Origin of the sequence: Halanaerobium saccharolyticum, from assembly GCF_003053565.1 — a bacterium.
Lineage (GTDB): Bacteria > Bacillota > Halanaerobiia > Halanaerobiales > Halanaerobiaceae > Halanaerobium > Halanaerobium saccharolyticum_B.
In genome coordinates, this window is the sequence record NZ_QAXS01000050.1 from 1 (window position 1) to 19,241 (window position 19,241).

General features: G+C 37.5%; 19 protein-coding genes and 1 riboswitch. Of the genes, 18 read left to right on the forward strand and 1 reads right to left on the reverse strand.

Annotated elements, in window-relative coordinates; translation table 11 throughout:
* Positions 1-299: 299 nt before the first annotated feature.
* The 4 genes from C8C76_RS13755 to C8C76_RS13770 are packed head-to-tail and all read left to right on the forward strand — an operon-like array spanning position 300 to position 3,531.
* On the forward strand, positions 300-839 hold the full coding sequence (locus C8C76_RS13755; protein WP_108142633.1) for a cob(I)yrinic acid a,c-diamide adenosyltransferase: 540 nt from the start codon (positions 300-302) through the stop codon (positions 837-839).
* A complete protein-coding gene (locus C8C76_RS13760; RefSeq protein ID WP_108142635.1) occupies positions 836-1,273 on the forward strand; it encodes a YaiI/YqxD family protein in 438 nt (145 codons plus the stop codon). The genes C8C76_RS13755 and C8C76_RS13760 overlap by 4 nt, the downstream gene beginning before the upstream one ends.
* Positions 1,274-1,329: 56 nt before the next feature.
* On the forward strand, positions 1,330-2,598 hold the full coding sequence (locus tag C8C76_RS13765; protein WP_108142637.1) for an MFS transporter: 1,269 nt from the start codon (positions 1,330-1,332) through the stop codon (positions 2,596-2,598).
* A gap of 45 nt (positions 2,599-2,643) precedes the next feature.
* Positions 2,644-3,531 (forward strand): zinc dependent phospholipase C family protein, encoded by an 888-nt coding sequence (locus C8C76_RS13770; RefSeq protein WP_108142639.1) that lies wholly within the window; start codon positions 2,644-2,646, stop codon positions 3,529-3,531.
* A gap of 24 nt (positions 3,532-3,555) precedes the next feature.
* Here C8C76_RS13770 and C8C76_RS13775 read toward each other — a convergent pair whose 3' ends face one another.
* On the reverse strand, positions 3,556-4,479 hold the full coding sequence (locus C8C76_RS13775) for a sulfurtransferase (RefSeq protein WP_108142641.1): 924 nt from the start codon (positions 4,477-4,479) through the stop codon (positions 3,556-3,558).
* A gap of 179 nt (positions 4,480-4,658) precedes the next feature.
* Between C8C76_RS13775 and C8C76_RS13780 the strand changes: the two genes are divergently transcribed.
* From C8C76_RS13780 to C8C76_RS13845, 14 genes are all read left to right on the forward strand, one after another.
* Positions 4,659-5,573 (forward strand): nucleoside hydrolase, encoded by a 915-nt coding sequence (locus C8C76_RS13780; protein ID WP_108142643.1) that lies wholly within the window; start codon positions 4,659-4,661, stop codon positions 5,571-5,573.
* Positions 5,574-5,737: 164 nt separating this feature from the next.
* Entirely contained in the window at positions 5,738-6,424 is a 687-nt protein-coding gene (locus C8C76_RS13790; RefSeq protein WP_108142645.1) for a TIGR04282 family arsenosugar biosynthesis glycosyltransferase, read from the forward strand.
* A 17-nt stretch (positions 6,425-6,441) separates the two neighbouring features.
* Positions 6,442-6,645, forward strand: coding sequence for a hypothetical protein (locus C8C76_RS15445; protein ID WP_243734053.1), 204 nt, complete (start codon positions 6,442-6,444; stop codon positions 6,643-6,645).
* 21 nt (positions 6,646-6,666) lie between these two features.
* Entirely contained in the window at positions 6,667-7,455 is a 789-nt protein-coding gene (locus tag C8C76_RS13795) for an aminoglycoside phosphotransferase family protein (RefSeq protein ID WP_258222582.1), read from the forward strand.
* Positions 7,456-7,498: 43 nt separating this feature from the next.
* Entirely contained in the window at positions 7,499-7,777 is a 279-nt protein-coding gene (locus C8C76_RS13800; protein WP_108142647.1) for a metal-sensitive transcriptional regulator, read from the forward strand.
* 42 nt (positions 7,778-7,819) lie between these two features.
* Positions 7,820-8,578, forward strand: coding sequence for a YdcF family protein (locus tag C8C76_RS13805; protein WP_108142649.1), 759 nt, complete (start codon positions 7,820-7,822; stop codon positions 8,576-8,578).
* 216 nt (positions 8,579-8,794) lie between these two features.
* Entirely contained in the window at positions 8,795-9,661 is an 867-nt protein-coding gene (locus C8C76_RS13810) for a PHP domain-containing protein (protein WP_108142651.1), read from the forward strand.
* A gap of 171 nt (positions 9,662-9,832) precedes the next feature.
* Positions 9,833-10,840: an isocitrate/isopropylmalate dehydrogenase family protein gene (locus tag C8C76_RS13815; protein ID WP_108142653.1), complete on the forward strand. Its 1,008-nt coding sequence runs from the start codon at positions 9,833-9,835 to the stop codon at positions 10,838-10,840.
* A gap of 55 nt (positions 10,841-10,895) precedes the next feature.
* Entirely contained in the window at positions 10,896-13,469 is a 2,574-nt protein-coding gene (locus C8C76_RS13820) for an aconitase family protein (RefSeq protein ID WP_108142655.1), read from the forward strand.
* Positions 13,470-13,742: 273 nt separating this feature from the next.
* On the forward strand, positions 13,743-15,776 hold the full coding sequence (locus C8C76_RS13825) for an ATP-dependent helicase (RefSeq protein ID WP_108142657.1): 2,034 nt from the start codon (positions 13,743-13,745) through the stop codon (positions 15,774-15,776).
* Between the two features lie 123 nt (positions 15,777-15,899).
* A riboswitch (SAM riboswitch) is annotated at positions 15,900-16,009 on the forward strand.
* A 90-nt stretch (positions 16,010-16,099) separates the two neighbouring features.
* Positions 16,100-17,122: a methionine ABC transporter ATP-binding protein gene (locus C8C76_RS13830; RefSeq protein WP_108142659.1), complete on the forward strand. Its 1,023-nt coding sequence runs from the start codon at positions 16,100-16,102 to the stop codon at positions 17,120-17,122.
* Positions 17,115-17,789, forward strand: coding sequence for a methionine ABC transporter permease (locus tag C8C76_RS13835; protein ID WP_108142661.1), 675 nt, complete (start codon positions 17,115-17,117; stop codon positions 17,787-17,789). The genes C8C76_RS13830 and C8C76_RS13835 overlap by 8 nt, the downstream gene beginning before the upstream one ends.
* A gap of 139 nt (positions 17,790-17,928) precedes the next feature.
* Entirely contained in the window at positions 17,929-18,717 is a 789-nt protein-coding gene (locus C8C76_RS13840; protein WP_108142663.1) for a MetQ/NlpA family ABC transporter substrate-binding protein, read from the forward strand.
* 128 nt (positions 18,718-18,845) lie between these two features.
* Positions 18,846-19,139 (forward strand): YkvA family protein, encoded by a 294-nt coding sequence (locus C8C76_RS13845; protein ID WP_108142665.1) that lies wholly within the window; start codon positions 18,846-18,848, stop codon positions 19,137-19,139.
* Positions 19,140-19,241 lie beyond the last annotated feature (102 nt).

A 19,241-nucleotide genomic window follows, 5' to 3' on the forward strand; every position in this document is an offset into this window, starting at 1 on the left:
ATAGGGGTGTTTTTGTATTTTTTATGACTACTTTTTTGAGCTTCTTCCTATGTTTATCAAGGTTTTATTACTAAAACCTAACGCCGAAAGTTGAGTCGATAGTCTTTAATAGATTTAGTAAAAATAAAGGGATTTTAATTCTTGTTTTTCCAGATTTAAAGTGCTATAATTAAAGGAAATAAATGTAATCCAGGCAGTATCCAGTTAGGAACTGTCTTTTTCTGATAGAACTCAGATGCTGAGGCGATAAAATGGTGGTAATTACTGAGCGACAGGTGCACACTAGAAAGGGGATTAAAATGAAAATTTATACTAAAAGCGGAGACAAGGGAACAACCAGTCTTTTTGACAACACAAGGGTAGCTAAAGACTCACTGCGGGTTGAAAGCTATGGTACCATCGACGAACTCAATTCTTCACTTGGTTTTGCCAAAAATTTTGTAGAAGAGGAAGAAGTTTATAATATTATTCGTTCAGTTCAGCGTAAGCTTTTTAACCTGGCGGGTGAGCTGGCAACACCGGACTGGGAGAGTTTTCCGGAGAAAATAACTGAAGAAGATATAGAGTTTTTGGAGCAAAAAATTGATCACTATTTAGATCAGATGAATAAAAAGGAAAAATCAATGTTTATCATTCCCGGCAGTTCAAAAGCCAGTGGTGCTCTGCATCAGGCACGGACAATCTGCAGGAGAGCTGAGCGCAGAATTACTACTCTGGCAGGCGAAGCTGATATCAGCAGGGATCTGCAGAAGTATATTAACCGTCTTTCTGATCTGCTTTATACTTTGGCTCGCTATTCAGAAACAGAACTTGACTATGTGGAGTTTAAAAAACAGTGAGGATCTTAGTTGATGGAGACGGCTGTCCGGTGATTTCAATTGTTACAGAAGTTGCTGCCGCAGTGGATATAGAATTAATAGTTTATACAGACCTCAATCATCAGCATCAGCTTGACTATGGGACATTAAAAGTAGTTGATCAGGGTTTTCAATCGGTAGATATGGTGCTCTGTAATAAAATTGAAGCAGGTGACCTGGTTATTACCTCTGATTACGGACTGGCAGCCCTTTCTCTCAGCCAAAAAGCTAAAGTACTCGGGTTTTCTGGACGCGAATTTACCGATCAGAATATCGAAAGACTTCTGGCCAAAAGACACCGCCAGTTTAAGGAAAGAAAACGCAGTGGCCGCCATACCAGTCATAAAAAAAGAACTGAAGCAGATGACCAGCGGTTTAGAAATAAGCTGCTCAAATTATTAAACAATAAGCAGTAAAATATTAGTTTAATATTTATCAAATAACTTTCAAAAATTTTAAAGAGGGTGAGCTAATGGATAAACAAAAGAAAACAGTCTATGCCTGGGCCATGTATGACTGGGCTAATTCCGCCTTTGCCACGGTAATCTTAGCCACAGTGCTGCCGATATTTTATAAAGATGTAGCCGGGATCAATTTACCCGGTAATTTAGCTACTTCCTACTGGGGTTATACTCAAACAATTGCTATGCTTATAATTGCAGTTATTTCTCCAATTTTGGGGGCAGCTGCTGATTACTCTGATTCGAAAAAGTCTTTCCTCAAGTTTTTTGTCTTTCTGGGTATTACCGGCACAGCACTTTTGTTCTTTGTCAACGAAGGCAACTACTTACTTGCTTCTTTCTTTTTTATTATTGCTAATATTGGTTTTTCAGGAGGAAATGTATTTTACGACGGCTTTTTAACAGATGTCAGTGATTCTGAATCCATAGATTATGTTTCCAGTCTGGGATATGCAGCTGGTTATCTGGGAGGAGGACTGCTGCTGGCCGTAAACCTTTTGATGATTTCAAAACCTGCTTTATTTGGGATCAGTTCAGTTACTTCAGCAACTCAGATTTCTTTTGTTACAGTTGCCATCTGGTGGTTTATCTTTTCCCTACCGGCTTTTAAATATCTTCCTGACCCGGAAAAAAGAGTCGAAAAAATTCCCCTGGGAAAATATACTAAAATGGCATTTGGCAGGCTGAAATCAACCTTTGTCCATATCCGCAAGTATCGAGAACTCTGGAAGTTTTTATTGGCTTTCTGGCTTTATAATGATGGGATTGGAACTATCATCAGGATGGCGACGATTTATGGTCGCGAAGTTGGAATCGGCCAGACTGATTTGATAGGTGCACTCCTTTTGACTCAATTTGTCGGGATACCTTTTGCCCTGATCTTTGCCAAAATTGCTGGAAAAATAACAGCTAAAAAAGGTATCTATCTGGCTTTAATTATTTATACCGGAATTACTTTTTACGGTTATTTTCTGGATTCAGCTCTTGATTTCTGGATTCTGGCTGGGATTGTAGGTATGGTGCAGGGAGGAGCTCAGGCTTTAAGCCGCTCTTTATATGGAGCTATGGTACCGGAAGCAAAATCAGCAGAGTTTTTTGGTTTTTTTGGAGTTTCCAGCAAATTTGCAGCTATAGTTGGCCCCACCGTTTTTGCCTATACAGGACAGCTAACCGGCTCCAGCCGTTATGGAATTATTGCAGTTGCTTCTTTTTTCATACTGGGTATGATATTTTTGAGTAGAGTTGATGTCGAAAAAGGTAAACAGGAAGCCAAAAGTTAAAGCATTAAAAAATATTGAGGCTTAAAACTAGTGGGAGGTCATAATATGCCTGATTTCTGGACACATTTAATTGCGGGAGAGGAAATAGTGGCCGGTCTGGAAGCTAATCAGCTAAAATCACTTTTAAACCAGAACTATCAGCTTTTTAATTACGGCTGTCAGGGAGCAGATTTTTTCTTTTACAATGATTTTTTACCCTGGCAGAAAGCAAAAGTGGGTCCTGAAAAAGGGGAGATGGTTCATCAGCTCAGCGGCAGAAAAGTCTTTGCCGAGCTTTTAACTTCATTTAAGAGAGAAGCTATTTATCTTCAGGCAGAGATCCCCGAGTCTGAATACTGGCAGAATAATCTGGTTTATCTGCTTGGTTTTATCTCCCATTACGCTCTGGATCGAGAGTGTCATCCTTTTATTATAAAAAATGGGGGCCGCGGAGAAAAGCATAAATTAATTGAGGCCAGTATCGATATTTATATAATGGAAGCTAAATGGAATCAAAATCCTAAAACAGTCAACCCCCTGCCATATTATCAATTAAAAGAGGAATACCGGGCCAGCCTAAATTATTTTTATCAGCTGATTTTTGAAAATGTTCTTGGCGAAAGTCTGGATCAAAAACTAATCTGGGATTCGTATTTAGATTTACGTAAATATCACAAACTGTTCAGCACAGACAGTTATTTAAAATATTATCTTTTTAAAATTTTAAATCTGCTTCTGCCTCAGGATTTAAGTCAGTACAGTTATGCCCTTAATGATAGGGAAGAAGTCTGGTCTAGAGAAAAATATCAGCAGTTTGAAAAACATTTCAATCGAGGAATTAAATCAGCTCAAAGCTTAATCGCTGAAACCTTAAAGTATTTTCAATCAGAAAAGTCACTGTCAGAGACTCTGGCTTTATTTAGTAACAAAAATTTTCTGGGAAAAGAGAACTGATATTCTTCCCTTAGTTTTACCGTACTATTTCTTTTCTACTGGTAAGTCACTGCGGCTGCTCCAGCCTACCCAGGATTCATCATATAACTTGAGGTTTTCATAACCTATAAGTTTGAGGGCAAAAAAGCTGTGAGCTGCTCTGACTCCAGTGTGGCACATTGGAGCAATCACTTCTTTGTCTTTAGTTATCCCGTTTTCTTCAAAAAGCTTTTTGAGTTCAGCTGCAGATTTAAAAGTATAATCTTCATTTAATACTGAATCCCATTCAAGGTGAATAGAATTCGGTATTCTGCCTTTACGGGGAGCCCCAGAATTTGTTTCTTCACCTAAATATTCAGCCTCAGTTCTAGTATCTAAAACTACAAAATTTTCATTATCAAGGTTTTCAGCTATTGTATCAGAATTAACGATCCATTCATTTTTAACATCTTTAACCACAAAATTACCTTCCTCTGGATAGTTAGGCAGCATTTTTGTTTCAAAATCTTCAGCCTTCCAGTTATCATAGCCGCCTTCTAAAATTTTCACATTTTGATGTCCATAAACCCTAAAAATCCACCAGAGTCTGGCTGCCCAGATGCCGCTGTTTTCATCATAGACTATGATTTCTGAATCATTATTTATTCCCTTTTCCTGTGCTGCAGCACTAAAAGCTTCAGGTTCTGCAATTAAACCCTCAACCCAGCCTTCGGGATTAGAAAAATCATCTGACCACATACTAACTGCCTCTGGTAAATGTCCGAGCAGATATCTGGCACTGTTCCGGACATCAATTATTTTCAGCCTGTTATTTTCATTTTCAAGTTTTTCGTTTAATTCTGCTGCTGAAATTAAAAGTTCAGGATTTTCAAAACCTCTCTCTGAGACAGCAAGCGCCGTGAAACTAAAAAATATAGAAATTATAATAATTGAATTCAAGATAAGTATAATTTTTTTATCAGTATTCACTCTTATTCCCCCTTAAAATACTAATTTTCCTTCATAAACTATTATATACCTTGAATAACAAATTTGCATCATTATTAGCTAAATTAATCATATAATTCTAAAAAGGCAGGATTTTATTGATTTTTGTTGAAATTAAATTTAAGAGAGAATAGAAAAAAATTGACTGTTAGGGGGATAAAATGAAAAAAGTAATCTTAGATTGTGATAATACAATTGGGCTTAATGAAAAAGATGTAGATGACGGCCTTGCTTTTTTATTTTTACTGGGGCGAGCGGATATTGATCTAATGGCTGTTACAAGTGTATTTGGTAACAGTAATTTAGAAGATACTTATAATACCACTGAAGGCATGCTTAATGATTTTAAATTAAAAGATCAGGTAAAACATTTAAAAGGGGCTGCAGAAGCTGGTGATCATCAGACTGAGGCAGCTGAGTTTCTGGCTCAAACGGCTGCTGAGAATAAAGATGAGATAACTCTGATTGCTATTGGACCACTGACAAATCTTTATGCTGCCTGGAAAATTGACAATGATTTTTTTAAGAACTTAAAGGAAATTATTATCATGGGTGGTGTAACCGAGCTGCTTCAATTTGGTGAGGATACAATTGATGAACTTAATCTTACCAGTGATCCAGAAGCTGCAGAGAGAGTTCTTAAAGCAGAGGTTCCGGTTGCTCTAATGTCGGGGAATTTATGTCTGGCTGCTCGTTTTGGTGAAAAATCATGGCGGCGGGTAAATAGATCAAAGAACAAAGCTGTCCGGGCCTATATTACTGATAAAATAAAACACTGGTATGATTATTCATCTGAAATGATTGGTCTAACTGGTTTTTATATGTGGGATGTAGTAGCAGTTGTTTATATGATAGCTCCGGAAATCTTCCCCTATAATAAAAGAAAATTTGTATCCACCGTTGAAGATTTAAAAATTGGTCAGATTAAAACAGAAAAAGCAGAAGGAAAACTGCAGGATGCTGGAATTATCAACCTGCCTTCAACAATTCTTGATACTAAGAGGTTTAAGGATCTTGTTTTTTCTGCCTGGGATCAAATAGAAATTATTCCGGAAGGTTATAGCGATGCTGAATAAAAAATTTATACCTCTGCCAGACGCTGGGAAGAATATGGTGTTCTAAAAACAATTATTTTGATGCATAAAATAAAAATTTTATATTTGCTGGGCTGGAGTCCAGCAAAATTAAAAGCCATATATCGTGATGCGCGATAGTTTAAATAAGACAGGAGGAGATTATTTTGCAGGCTTCATTAGTGCTTATGAGTAGAGCTCCAATAGCTGGGAAAACCAAGACAAGGCTAGAAAGCCATTTGACAGCAGAAGAATGCGCTGATTTACACAGGGCTTTTTTAAAAGATATTAATTCTAAATTTTTGAATTTAAAAGGAGTTTATTCTCGACTGGATCTATATTTAAGCTATACACCGGAAGTAAATCAAAATCTATTTAAAGATTTAATTGACACTGATTTTATTCGGATTCCTCAGCGTGGAAAAAATTTGGGTGAGAGGATGTATAATGCTGTTGCTGATGCCTATCAAAAAAGCAGATTGCCTGTAATTATTACCGGCTCAGACCTTCCCCTCCTGGCTCTTGATATTTTTACAGAAGCACTTGCAGGTTTAAAAGAACGGGATATTGTGATTGGTCCTTCTGATGACGGAGGCTATTATCTTTTAGGTATGAAAAAACCAGAAAAGTCACTTTTTAATTTTGAAGGTTGGGGAAATCAATCAGTTTTAGAGAGGACTATTAAAGAGGCTAGCCGGCATAATCTGAAAAGTCATTTCTTACCGGAAGCATCAGACGTTGACACTTTTAAGGAATTACTTGACTTAAGATCAAAATTAATTAACATAAATTCAGATTTAAATTATCCACATAATACAAAAAAAATTATCGATAAAATTTTTGCTTATAAATAGTGATGGAGGTAAATTGTATGTCTTTTAAGGATCAATTAACAATGGATTTAAAGAAATATATTAGAGATAGAGATTTTATGGTTAAAACAGGGATTAGTCGGCGGGCTGAATTAAACTTCTTAGCCCAGGGTGAATATAATATTAACTATTTAATTGAAGATGAGGATGAAAAATATGTACTGAGGGTTAATCTCGGCAGTCAGATAAACCTTGATGATTAGATAGGATACGAGTTTTCTGCCCTGCAGAAACTTGCACCTTCTGGAGTAACTCCAAGGCCTTTTTATTTAGATCAATCAAAAGAAAAAATAGACTATGGACTACTTTTGATGGAATATTTACCGGGGAGACATTTAGATTATCAGAAAGATTTAAAGGCAGCTGCTAAGGTTTTTGCTAAGATTCATAAATTAGATACGGCTGGAACTGAAAGGTTGATTAGAGAAGAAAAACCCCTTACAGCTATCTGGAATGAGTGTGATTCACTTTTAGATAGCTATTTTGATTCTGAGCTGGGAGATTCTAAAATCAAGAAATTCCTATTAAAAATGAAAGCTGACCTGGCTGAAAAAAAAGAACAGGAATCAGAATTAATGTCTTTTTTTCCTGAAGCAATAGTCAATACAGAGGTTAATTCAAATAATTTCTTAATTAATGATAAATTCGATCTTGCTTATCTGGTAGACTGGGAAAAGCCATTAGTTACCACCCCTCTGCAGGATTTAAGTCATTTTATGGTGCCGACAACTACCCTCTGGAAAAGTAATTTTATTTTCAACCAGGGAGAAGAAGAGGAATTTTTACATCATTACCTCAAAGAAAGAAAAATGGATTCGAGATATCATGAAGTAAAGGCTGCTTTAAAGCTTTTTAATCAGTTTTCAGCAATGAGAGGAATTTCCTGGTCGGCGATGGCCTGGGTGGAATATCAGACTACTGATCGAGAAATTAAAAATAAGGATACTTTTGAGACAATGGACAGTTATTTAAGACTGGATTTTTTAGAAATGCTTTTTCCAGATCTTGATTAATACAAATTTTAGAATTGGATAGTTAGAATTGTGGGGTGAAAGAATGAATTCATTATCAGAAGGGGATAAAAGAAATTTAATTGTAAGGCTGAGGCGGATTGAAGGTCAGGTTAGAGGTCTGCAGCGGATGATTGATGAAGAAAAATACTGTGTAGACATTTTAACTCAGATCAATGCCTGCCGGGGAGCTTTAAAAAAAGTAGCTCTTAAAGTTTTAGACCGTCATGTTAATGGCTGTGTAAAAAATGCTATTTCTCAGGAAGATGGAGAAGAAGAGATCATAGCAGAGCTGATGGATGTCATAGACAAATTTAGTGATTAAATTTATCCCCGCTTCTGGCGGGGTTTTTTTGAGGAGGAAATTATGTTAGCATTAGAAAAAATTATTGCTTCTTTAATTATGCCGCCGGGATTATTTGTATTAATCTTATTTATCCTGACTGTTTACTTATTCAAAAAATCAGAATCTAAGCTGATAAAACTTTTAGCTCTATTTATGCTCCTGCTGTTTTTTCTGCTTTCAACTGCCGCGGGGGTTCAGCTGCTGCTTCATCCGCTGGAAAACTATGCAGAGAAAATATCAGTTAATGCTTTTGAAAGACATCCAATAGTTGTTCTCGGAGGTGGCCTCAATTATTATTCCCGGGAAGAAGCTAAACCTTCCCTGCACAGTATGCAGAGATTAGTTAAGGGCTATCAACTTCACCGACGACTAAATACACCTCTGATTTATTCCGGGGGAGTTGCTATTGGCCAGGAGACAATCTCCGAAGCCGATGCTGCAGCAGAATTTTTGGAAAAACTGGGGATGGAAAAAGAATTTTATATAAGTGAAGACAGAGCCCAAACAACTTTTGAAAACGCAGCTTATTTAAAAAAATGGATTGATGAAAATGAAATTGAAAAAGTTTATCTTGTTACTTCAGCCTATCATACCCTGCGCTCAGCAGCTGTTTTTAAAGCTCAAAATATTAATTTTTTAGTAGTCCATTCAGGGTTTATCTATGACCACCAATTTAGCTGGCTTGATTATCTCCCCAATCGAGGGGCACTGACAGCTAATCTATCTGCACTGCATGAATGGGTCGGCTTAGTCTGGTATTATATTAGGGGGCGAATATAGTTAATTAGAGTAAATTTCACTATTTAAGCAAGGTATATTTAAGTCTGAGTAGATTATTTTGAATTAATTGCTCAACTTTAATGATATTTTAAACTTTTTCTGATAAACTATAAATGTATCTTAGAGAGAGTATTTAAAATTTAAGAGCAGAGAGTAATCAAATCTCTTTTTAAGTTAATTAGTGTTAAAAATTACTCTTAAGGAGCTTGATATTTTATGTCTAAAGATATGTTTAGCGAAAGAAAGAAAATTGATCTGCATATGCATACAACTGCTTCAGACGGTGCTTCCACACCGGCAGAACTTGTAGAAAAATGTATAGAGCTGGATTTAGAAGTTATAGCTGTTACTGACCATGATAATATGACTTCTGTTAAGGAAGTAGAGAAATTGGGCCGGCAAAAGGGACTTAAAGTTGTTCCGGGTATTGAAATTTCTACTTATAGAGGAGAAGCAGAATATCATATTTTAGGTTATTTTGTTGACCCTGAAAATGATGCCCTGCTTGGTTTAACAGAAGCTATTTTGGATTCTAGAGTTGAAAGAACTCATAAAATGATAGAAAAATTATCTGAGATGGGTTATCCATTAGAATTTGCAGATGTCAAAAAATATGCCACTGGAGTTAGTCTGGGGCGGCCGCATGTAGCTAGAGCAATGGTTGATAAAGGTTATATAGAAGAGATTGGTGATGCTTTTACTGAAGAATTTATTGCAGGTGGTGGAAAAGCATATGTTGAAAAGAAAAATGTACTGCCTGTTGAAGCAATAGCGGTTATTTTAAAAGCAGGCGGAATTCCTGTAATTGCCCACCCTTATATTATCAATCACGGAGAGGCTCTGGACAAAGAAGAAATAGCTCGTTTAAAAAATCTTGGTCTGAAAGGTGTTGAAGTTTATCAGACCAAACATAATGAAAAGATTACAAAAAAATATAAACAGATAGCAGAGGAACTTGATCTTTTAATAACCGGTGGTTCTGATTACCACGGAGAGAACTCACCTGGAATTTTACCCGGAGACAGAGGAATGACTGAAGCTGAATTTGAAAAGCTGGAAAGTTATGCCCATTCTGTGCTATAATAAATATCAGTTATTCAATAGTAGCTGATCATTTTTAAGATAAAGCCGGATTAAATTCCGGCTTTTTTCAAATGCAAATTATTAGTGAATTTGAGCTGCAGAGAGTTTTAAATACTGGGACAATATTATTTTATTATTTTAATAATCAAAAAGGAGTAGTGAGTAAAGAGAATGCATAATGTAACAATGATTGCTGGAGATGGAATTGGACCTGAAATTTCGGAGGCAGTAGCAGAAATAATTGCCGCTGCAGGAGTTGAAATCAACTGGGAGAGGGTAGAAGCTGGTGCAGGAGTTATGGATAAATATGGCACCCCTCTGCCGGAGGAAGTCTTTAAATCGGTTAGGAAAAACAAAGTAGCCCTAAAAGGTCCGATTACAACACCTGTAGGTAGTGGATTTAGAAGTGTTAATGTGGCTATCCGTAAAGAGTTAGATTTATATGCTAATGTGCGTCCGCTGAAGGTACATGCCAAAAAATTTGCCAAAGATGAAAATATTGATATGGTAGTATTTAGAGAAAACACCGAAGGACTTTATGTGGGTATTGAACATTATGTAGGGGACCAGGCGGCAGAAAGCATTAAAATTATCACCCGCAAGGCATCCCGCAAGATCACAGAAAGAGCTTTTGAATACGCAGTCCGGGAAGGCCGCAAAAAAGTAACTGCTGTGCATAAGGCCAACATTTTAAAGTTTAGTGATGGTCTCTTTTTAGAAGAAGCCCGCAAGGTTGCTGCCAAATATAAAAAGACTCACCCTGAAATAGAATTTGATGATAAGATTGTAGATAATATGTGTATGCAGATGGTTCAGTATCCTGAAGAGTATGATGTGCTTGTAATGCCTAATTTATACGGGGATATTGTATCTGATTTAGGTGCTGGTTTAATTGGAGGTCTGGGACTTGCTCCAGGAATGAATCTTGGTGATGAGATTGCAGTTTTTGAAGCAGTTCACGGCAGTGCACCTGATATTGCCGGTCAGAACAAGGCAAATCCGGTAGCCCTCTTATTTTCAGCAGTTTTAATGCTTAAACATCTGAATGAGCTTGAGGCAGCAGCAAGAATAGAAAAAGCAACTTCTGCAGTTCTCAATCAAGGTGAAGTCTTAACAGGTGATTTAGGCGGCAGTGCCACAACTGATGAAATTACTGAAGCAATTATTGCCGAACTATAATTAATATAAGCTTGCCCGGGATAGCGGGCACTGGATAAGAGAGGAGAGATAGTTAATGGAAGCTAAATTGGAAAATTTATTGGACTGTTTGGAAGGATATAAGAAGAAGGCAGTAGAGAGAAAAAATGCTTATGGACTGGACCCCCGTCCACTGGAGGCTGAAGAGGTTGAATCTCTTTTTGCCGGACTTAAAGTAGAAGGACTAGAAAAGGAAACTTTTGAGATATTTAAAAAGGAACAGTTAGATCAGCTTGTATTAAGGCTTTTAAGGGAAGAGGTTAAGCGCGGAACTTTTCCTGCTTCTTATGCTAAGGCTGATGGACTGACTGAAATTATAAAAGAAGCAAAAATTAGAGAAAAAGAAAATCCATATCTATCTGCAGAGCAGGCTCTTGAACTGCTGGCAGAGATGAAGGGAGGAGCAGCTACCTCCAGTTTGATTGATCTTTTTGCGAAAGAAATTTATAGAGATAAAATTACTGAGATTTTAAAGGGAACTGTACTTGTTACTCAGGCAGATTTTGAGCAGCTTGAAGAACTGGCAGCAGAAAACCCTTATTTTAAGAAGAAAATTGATGAACTGATGCTGAGCTGGGCTTACAGAGATTTTGCAGAAAATTGGGAGCTTGCTGATCAATATCAGGGAGTTTCACTCCGGGTCGGTGATAATATTACAACTGGTCATTTAAGTCCATCTAAAAACGCTAACAGCAGAACTGATCAACCCCGCCACGCTCAGTTTGTAATGGATGGTCGTGATGACGAAGAAAACCTGTGGGGACGTTTAAATAATTTAAAATCTAAAGCAGAAAAAACGGAAAGCGTCTTTTTCACAGCTGGAAAAGCTTTAGGTGAGGGATCTTCCCGTAAATCTGCTACTTATACCATGCAGCAGCTTTTAGGTGAACCGGTAAAAGGTGAACCTGAAAAGAAAAGAGGTGGGGTAGTAATTGCAAAAAGTTTTGCCCCTATTTTTAAAGAATCACTGGTGGCTTCGGGGATTCTACCGCTGGAAGCTGACACCACTGAAATTAAAGAGGGAGATAGTTTAAAAGTCAACTTAAATTCTAAAAAGCTGGTTGTTAATCCTGACTCAGAATCCGAATTTGAGCTGCAGATTAAACTGCCGATTGACTATAAAATGAAAAAGATCGCTGCCGGTGGAATGACTTACTTTGATGCCGGTAATGAGCTGCAGACAATGGCTCTAAGTTACTGTCAGGAAAATGGAATTGAAACAGGCGGTGTAAAAACACCTGCTGAAGAAAATGTAGTTGAAGAAGAAACAAAGCCGGCTCAAACACTTGCCCAAAAAATTGTAGCCTACAATCGTCTTGATGGTAAGGATACAATTCTGCCGGGAGAAACAGCCCAGGTTAAAATGAGAGGTGCTTTTTCTCAGGATACAACCGGGCCCATGACTATGGATGAATATCAATCAATGGCCGGGGGAGATTTTGGAGCTGAATTTGTTGTGCAGTCTCTCTGTCATACTGGTGAGTGTCCTTCCAGTGCTGAAAGAGATACCCATAAGTTTTTACATGATTTTGTAACCGAGCGCGGAGGTGTCTGTCTGCAGACAGGTGAGGGGATTATTCATACAATTGGTAACCGCTTTGTGCTGCCGACTGACGTAATTGTCGGTGGAGACTCCCACACCAGAACTCCAAGAGGAGTATCATTCCCTGCTGCTTCAGATATTGTGGCTGGAGTTATGAAATATGGTAAACAGGATCTGACTATGGATGAATCTGTTAAAGTTAAATTCACCGGCCGTCCACCAGCAGGGATTACTGCTCGTGACCTGGTATCTGCTCTGGTCATTTATGCAGAGAAAACTGTGGGTAAAGATATTTATAATGGCCGCATTATTGAAATGGAGGGTGTTGACTTCTTAAGCTCTGATGAGCGCTATATTCTAACAAATGCTGTTGCCGAAAGAAGTGCTTCAGCTGGAGTTGTACCTTCTGATCAGGTTACTGTAGAAACGATAAAGGAGAACCTGGAATATTTAAAGTCAAGGCCGGATGCTGAGACTTCTCCTTCGGTTAAAAATACTATTCAGGCAATTGAAGCGTATTTAGAAAATCCAGTTTTATTTAAGGCAGATGAGGATGCAGAGTATGCAGCCGAAATTGAAATTCCTCTGGAAGAACTTTCTGAACCATTAGTTGCTAAGCCCCATCACCCTGACAATGTTGCTCCAATAAGTGAAGTTGCAGGAGAGAAAATTGATGAGGTTTATATCGGCAGCTGTGTTGGGGGAGATTTAAAAAGTATTAAAGAGGCGGCAGAAGTGATTGCCGGTCACCAAATTCCTCAGTCAGTGAATGTAGTTGTCGGTCCTGCTTCCCGTGATATTTACGAGGAATTGATTGTGGATGGAACAATGGCTAAATTGACTCATGCAGGTGCAACAGTAATTATGCCGGGCTGTGGATTATGTATGGGTAACAAGCGGAGAATTGGCTCTGGTGCTACAGCCTTTACTACAACCACTCGTAATTATCAGTCCCGGATTGGACCTTCTGATTCTCGGACCTATCTCGGCAGCGCCCAGGTAGCAGGCTGTGTGGCTGTGCTGGGTCATATACCTTCTAAAGCAGAGTACTTTAAGCTGTATAAATAATGTACATGCACCGTGAACCACCCGATATATGTCGAAATATGCGGTGATTTAAGAAATTAGATAAGAGAAAGTAAACAGCAGCTAAGTTTTTTTAAGCTGCTGTCTTTCTTTAAAAAATATGACAGAAATCAGACTTGTAATTTAGAATAAACTTCTATATAATTAATAATCGTTGCATCAAAAATATCAGCTGTCTGTTGATTGAAATTTTATCAGCAGGCGGCTTTCTTTTGTTTTAACTTATAAAATTCTGAAAATAGAAGGAGCTTAAAAATGAGTCATTTACTAAATGATCTAAACCCAAAACAAAGAATAGCCGCAGAGACGCTAAAAGGCCCGGTTTTAGTTCTGGCTGGAGCAGGAAGCGGTAAGACCAGAACCCTAACTTATAGAACAGCCAATCTGATCAATAGTGGTGTAAGCCCCAAAAACATTTTAACTGTAACCTTTACCAACAGGGCTGCAGATGATATGAAAGCTAAAATTGGCAAATTGATTGGATCAGAGATTATAGATGAGATGAACCTCGGTACTTTTCACAGTATCTGCCTCAAGATACTGCGGGAAAATTTAAAGAAGGTAAATCGTTCTGAAGGTTGTTTGATTTATGATACTAATGATTCAATAGCTATAGTAGAAGACATTATTTTTGAATTTGGCCTGGAAGAGACTGAATATGATCCAAAGCTGGTCTTCAATATTATTTCTAAGGCCAAAATGGAACTCGTACTGCCGGCTGATCTGGTTGAGGAATATGCCCGGGGAGAAAATCAGGGTTCTGAACATTTTTATCAAATTGTGAGCAGAATCTATCAGGAGTATGAGCGGGTGCTGACAAATAATAACTGTTTTGATTTTAATGATTTGATTAAAAAGACGATTGAACTTTTAGAATCTGATTCAGAAATCCTGGCTAAATATCAGAATAAATTTAAGTATATCCAGGTCGATGAATATCAGGATGTCAACCATTCTCAGTATCATCTGGTTTCTCTGCTGGCCAGACCTCAAAATAATATTTTTGTGGTTGGTGATGACTGGCAGGGAATCTATGGCTTCCGGGGTGCTGATATCAGTAATATCTTAGAATTTGAGCATGACTATCCAGAAGCTAAAATTGTTAAGCTGGAGCGCAATTACCGCAGCTCCAATAATATTATTTCAGCCTCCAATCAACTGATAAACAATAACAGTCAGAATAAGGTTAAAGAAGCCTGGACTGAAGCTGACGATGGGGCTCCAATTTTTATAGCTCGAGCAGAAAGTCCTCTTGTTGAGGCAAAATATGTCTGTAAGCGGATTAATCACCTTGTTGATTTTTATAATTATAAATTAAGTGATATTGCTATTTTGTGCCGCAGCCATTTTCAATCGATGCAGCTGCAGAATCAGCTGCCAAAGTTTAGAATCCCTCATCAGCTGGTAGGAGGAGTTAGCTTTTTTGACCGCCAGGAAATTCGCTATTTTGTCAATTATCTTAAACTGCTGGTTAATCCTAATGACAGGCTGGCTTTAAAGCGGCTTTTTAGAATTGAGGTTCACGGGGTTGGAGAAATTTTGTTGAGTGAAATTAACAAATATGCCAGAGAGCACAATCTGAAAATTACTGATGTTTTTGAGAGTCCGACTCTTGTTAAGGGAATTGGAAATAACAAGGCGGCTAATATTATTGAATTTCAGCGGCGGGTTATTGACAGCATTTATGATCTGCGGGATGAAAAGCTGGCAATGCATAAAAAGGCTCTTGAGCTTTATCAGCGGGTAGATTTTGATCAAAATGTACTGGCAGAGCTTGACAGTCCAGAAGAGAGAAAAAAATATATGAACATGTTTTTAGAGGATATGGCAGATTTTCAAAAAAATAATCCCGGGCGAGGACTTTATGATTATTTATTGATTAACAAATTGATTTCAGATAAGGATATTAGCGAAGATACTCAGGAAAAGGTCAAAGTAATGACTGCTCATTCAGCCAAAGGACTTGAATTTCCAGTTGTTTTTATTATTGGAGCAGAGGAAGAAGTCTTTCCTCATCTAAAAAGTCTGGAAGAAAAGGCAGCAGGTTCAAATCCCTATGCTGTAGAAGAAGAGCGGAGGCTCTTTTATGTAGCAATGACCAGAGCTGAAAAATTACTCTTTATATCATTTTCAAATCGCAAAGTTTCCGGAGAACAGGGGCAGTACAAGCAGATTGTTCCTTCCAGATTTTTATATGAATTGCCTGAGCAGCGGCTTGATTTTACCAGTGTAGAAAGCAAAAAAGGCGGTTCCGGGATTCAGATGCGAAAAAATGTCGAAGTTATATAGGGCATTGTTCTTTATTTCACTATAACCAGGTACAAAACGGCCGTTTTGTACCTGGTACCAACAAAGTACTTGACAGATTTAAAATTGAGTGATAAACTACTATATAACTTAAAAAGAAAATAAAAATCATCAAGAGCGGTGGAGGGACTGGCCCTTTGATACCCGGCAACCTACTTAAAGTCTTTAGTAAGGTGCTAATTCCAGCATTTCCAGAAGGGAATGATAGATGAGAGGCAATCAAATCCTCTCAGGAGGATTTTTTTCATTTCTAACTGCTCTTGATATTTGGAGCAGTTTTATTATTTTTTAAAGGGTGATTAGTATTGATTAAAATTGAAAATTTAACTAAGCACTATCATGCAGCTCAGGGAAAAGTTGAGGCAATCAATGGACTCAACCTGGAAGTTGCTGATGGTGAGATATTTGGAATGATTGGACCCAGTGGTGCAGGGAAGAGTACTTTGATTAGAATGCTCAATTTACTGGAAGAGCCTACTTCTGGAACTATAAATATTAATGGTACAGATCTGACAGAACTCAGCTCTCAGAATTTAAGAGCTGCCAGGCAGAAGATTGGTATGATTTTTCAGCACTTTAATCTTCTTTCTTCAAGAACTGTCCTGGGGAATGTAGCTTTTCCACTTGAAATTGCAGGAGTGGGAAAAAAGAAAAGACGTCAAAAAGCAAAAGAATTAATTGAACTGGTCGGCCTGGAAGATCGGGCAGATCATTATCCAGCTCAGCTTTCTGGAGGTCAGAAGCAGAGGGTAGGTATTGCCAGAGCTCTGGCAAATGACCCTGATTTACTTTTGTCGGATGAAGCGACCTCATCGCTTGACCCGGAAAGTACTAAATCTGTACTTGAACTTTTAGGCAGAATTAGAGATGAGATGAACCTGACAATTATTTTAATTACCCATGAGATGGGAGTAATTAAAGATATTTGTGATCGAGTTGCTGTTTTAGAGGCTGGAGAAATTATTGAGGAAGGATCAATAATTGATATTTTTTCAAAGCCGCAGAAAGCGCTGACCAAAAAGTTTATCAGTTCAGTTATTGATTTTGATCTGCCGGAGCGCATAGTTAAATATGTTAGAAAAGAAAGACCGGGAGAATTAATTAGAGTTTCCTTTGTGGGAGAAAAGACACATGACCCCTATATTTCTGATCTGGTAAAACATTATTCAGTTGACGCAAATATTTTATATGGAAATATTGATGAAATTCAGGGTGTTCCTTTTGGTACTCTGGTGCTTGATTTAGAAGGGCAGCTGACCAATATTGAGGAAAGTATTGCCTATCTAAAGAGTCAGGATTTAAGAGTTGAGGTGTTGGATAATGTTTAATTTTATTACAGATTTAGCCCGCTACAATGATTTAATGATTAGCGGTTCTTTAGAAACTTTATACATGGTGGCAATGTCATTATTTTTTGCGATAGTAGGAGGAATTCCACTTGGTATTTTAACTACAATCACCAGACAGGGCCATATTTTACCCAATAAACCGTTAAATTTTATTCTTGATGGAATAATTAATATTGGGCGATCGATTCCTTTTATTATTCTAATGGTAGCAGTTATTCCCTTTACCAGAATGATAGTTGGGACTTCAATTGGCACCAATGCAGCGGTAGTTCCACTTTCTCTGGCAGCAATTCCATTTATGGGAAGAGTCACTGATAATGCGATTTTAGAAATTGATCAGGGAGTTGTCGAATCAGCTCAGTCGATGGGAGCCAGCCCCTTACAGATTGTATTTAAAGTTTTATTACCAGAATCACTGCCGGCGATTATTCTCGGCCTGACTCTGACAGCAATTAGTCTGGTAAGTTATTCAGCCATGGCTGGAGCAGTTGGTGGGGGTGGTCTCGGCGATATCGCTATCCGCTATGGGTACCAGCGTTTTCAGCTGGCTATTATGCTGGAGACTATTGTTATTTTGGTAGTTATGGTGCAGTTAATTCAATTTTTTGGTAATCAGATAGCTTCATTTTTTGATCACAGAGCCTAAGTGGTAAAATATTTACTATTATCATGTTTTGATTTAGAATAACATAAGATAGAAGAGAAGCGTGGAATTATTTCTGACAAAATATATAGTGTCAGAATTAATTTATAAATTTATAACAAGTAGAAGAGGAGAGATAATTATGTTAAAGAAAACAATTTTGATTTTAGCAATTTTGACTTTCGTATTTGCTGGTGCTGTTCAGGCTGATGGTCACCTGCTTAAGATTGGGGCAACACCACTGCCGCATTCGGAAATTCTTGAGTTTATTAGAGAAGATCTGGAAGCTGAAGGTATTGAACTGGAAATAGTAGAGTTTACTGATTATGTAACTCCAAACATTGCTTTAGATGACGGCAGTATTGATGCTAACTTCTTTCAGCATGTACCATATTTAGAACAGTTTAACGCTGATCGTGGTCTAGATTTAGTTTCAGCAATTAAAGTTCATGTGGAGCCAATAGGATTATATTCTGATAAGTACACAAGCTTAGATGAAATTCCAGAGGGTTCTTCAATTGCCCTACCAAATGACCCTTCAAATGAAGGTAGAGCTTTAATCTTACTGCACAATGAAGGAGTTATTACATTAGATGATCCAGAAAACTTGAACGCCACTCCAATTGATATTGTAGAAAATCCTAAAGATCTACAATTTGAGGAACTGGAAGCAGCTCAATTACCAAGGGTCTTACCTGATGTTGCAGGTGCAGTTATTAATACCAATTATGCTCTGGAGGCTGACTTAAACCCTCTGGAAGACGCTTTAGTTATGGAGGGTAGTGATTCACCATATGTTAACGTAATAGCAGTTCGCAGTGGTGATGAGGACAGTGAAAAGATTAATACTTTAGCTGAGATTATTCAGTCAGAAGCTGTTAAAGAATTTATTTTAGAAGAATATGAAGGTGCTGTTGTACCAGCATTTTAATCTCGGTCTAAATTGTAATTTAATAATGATTAGCAGAAGGAGCAGTTTTCGAACTGTTCCTTTTTTGTTTTTCACTAAAAAATGTTGTATAATAATCATTAGAAAGTAGAAAAAATGAGGTGGAAATAATGAGTAAAAGCCTGGCAACTGTAGTAAATATAATTCGTTTAATGAAGGATTCGGATGTTAAGCTGAGTAAAAAGGCGCTTTTTTTAGTACCTGTTGCCTACCTTATTTTTCCTTTTGACCTGGTGGGTGATTTTTTTCCAGTTTTAGGTCAATTGGATGATATTGCAGTCTTTGTTTTGATGTGGCCAATTTTAAAAAATTTACTTGCTAAATATCAAAGTGGCGATCCAGATATAGAGAAAGAAAAAAAGGATCCGGATGCAATAGATATTGATGATTATACTGTAGAATAATTTTTTTCACTAGCATTGCATAAAAATATTTAAGCATTGTCAAATTTAAGTTATTGAGAACATATACTATCTACAGAATATTCAGTCACTACCTTATCCTTT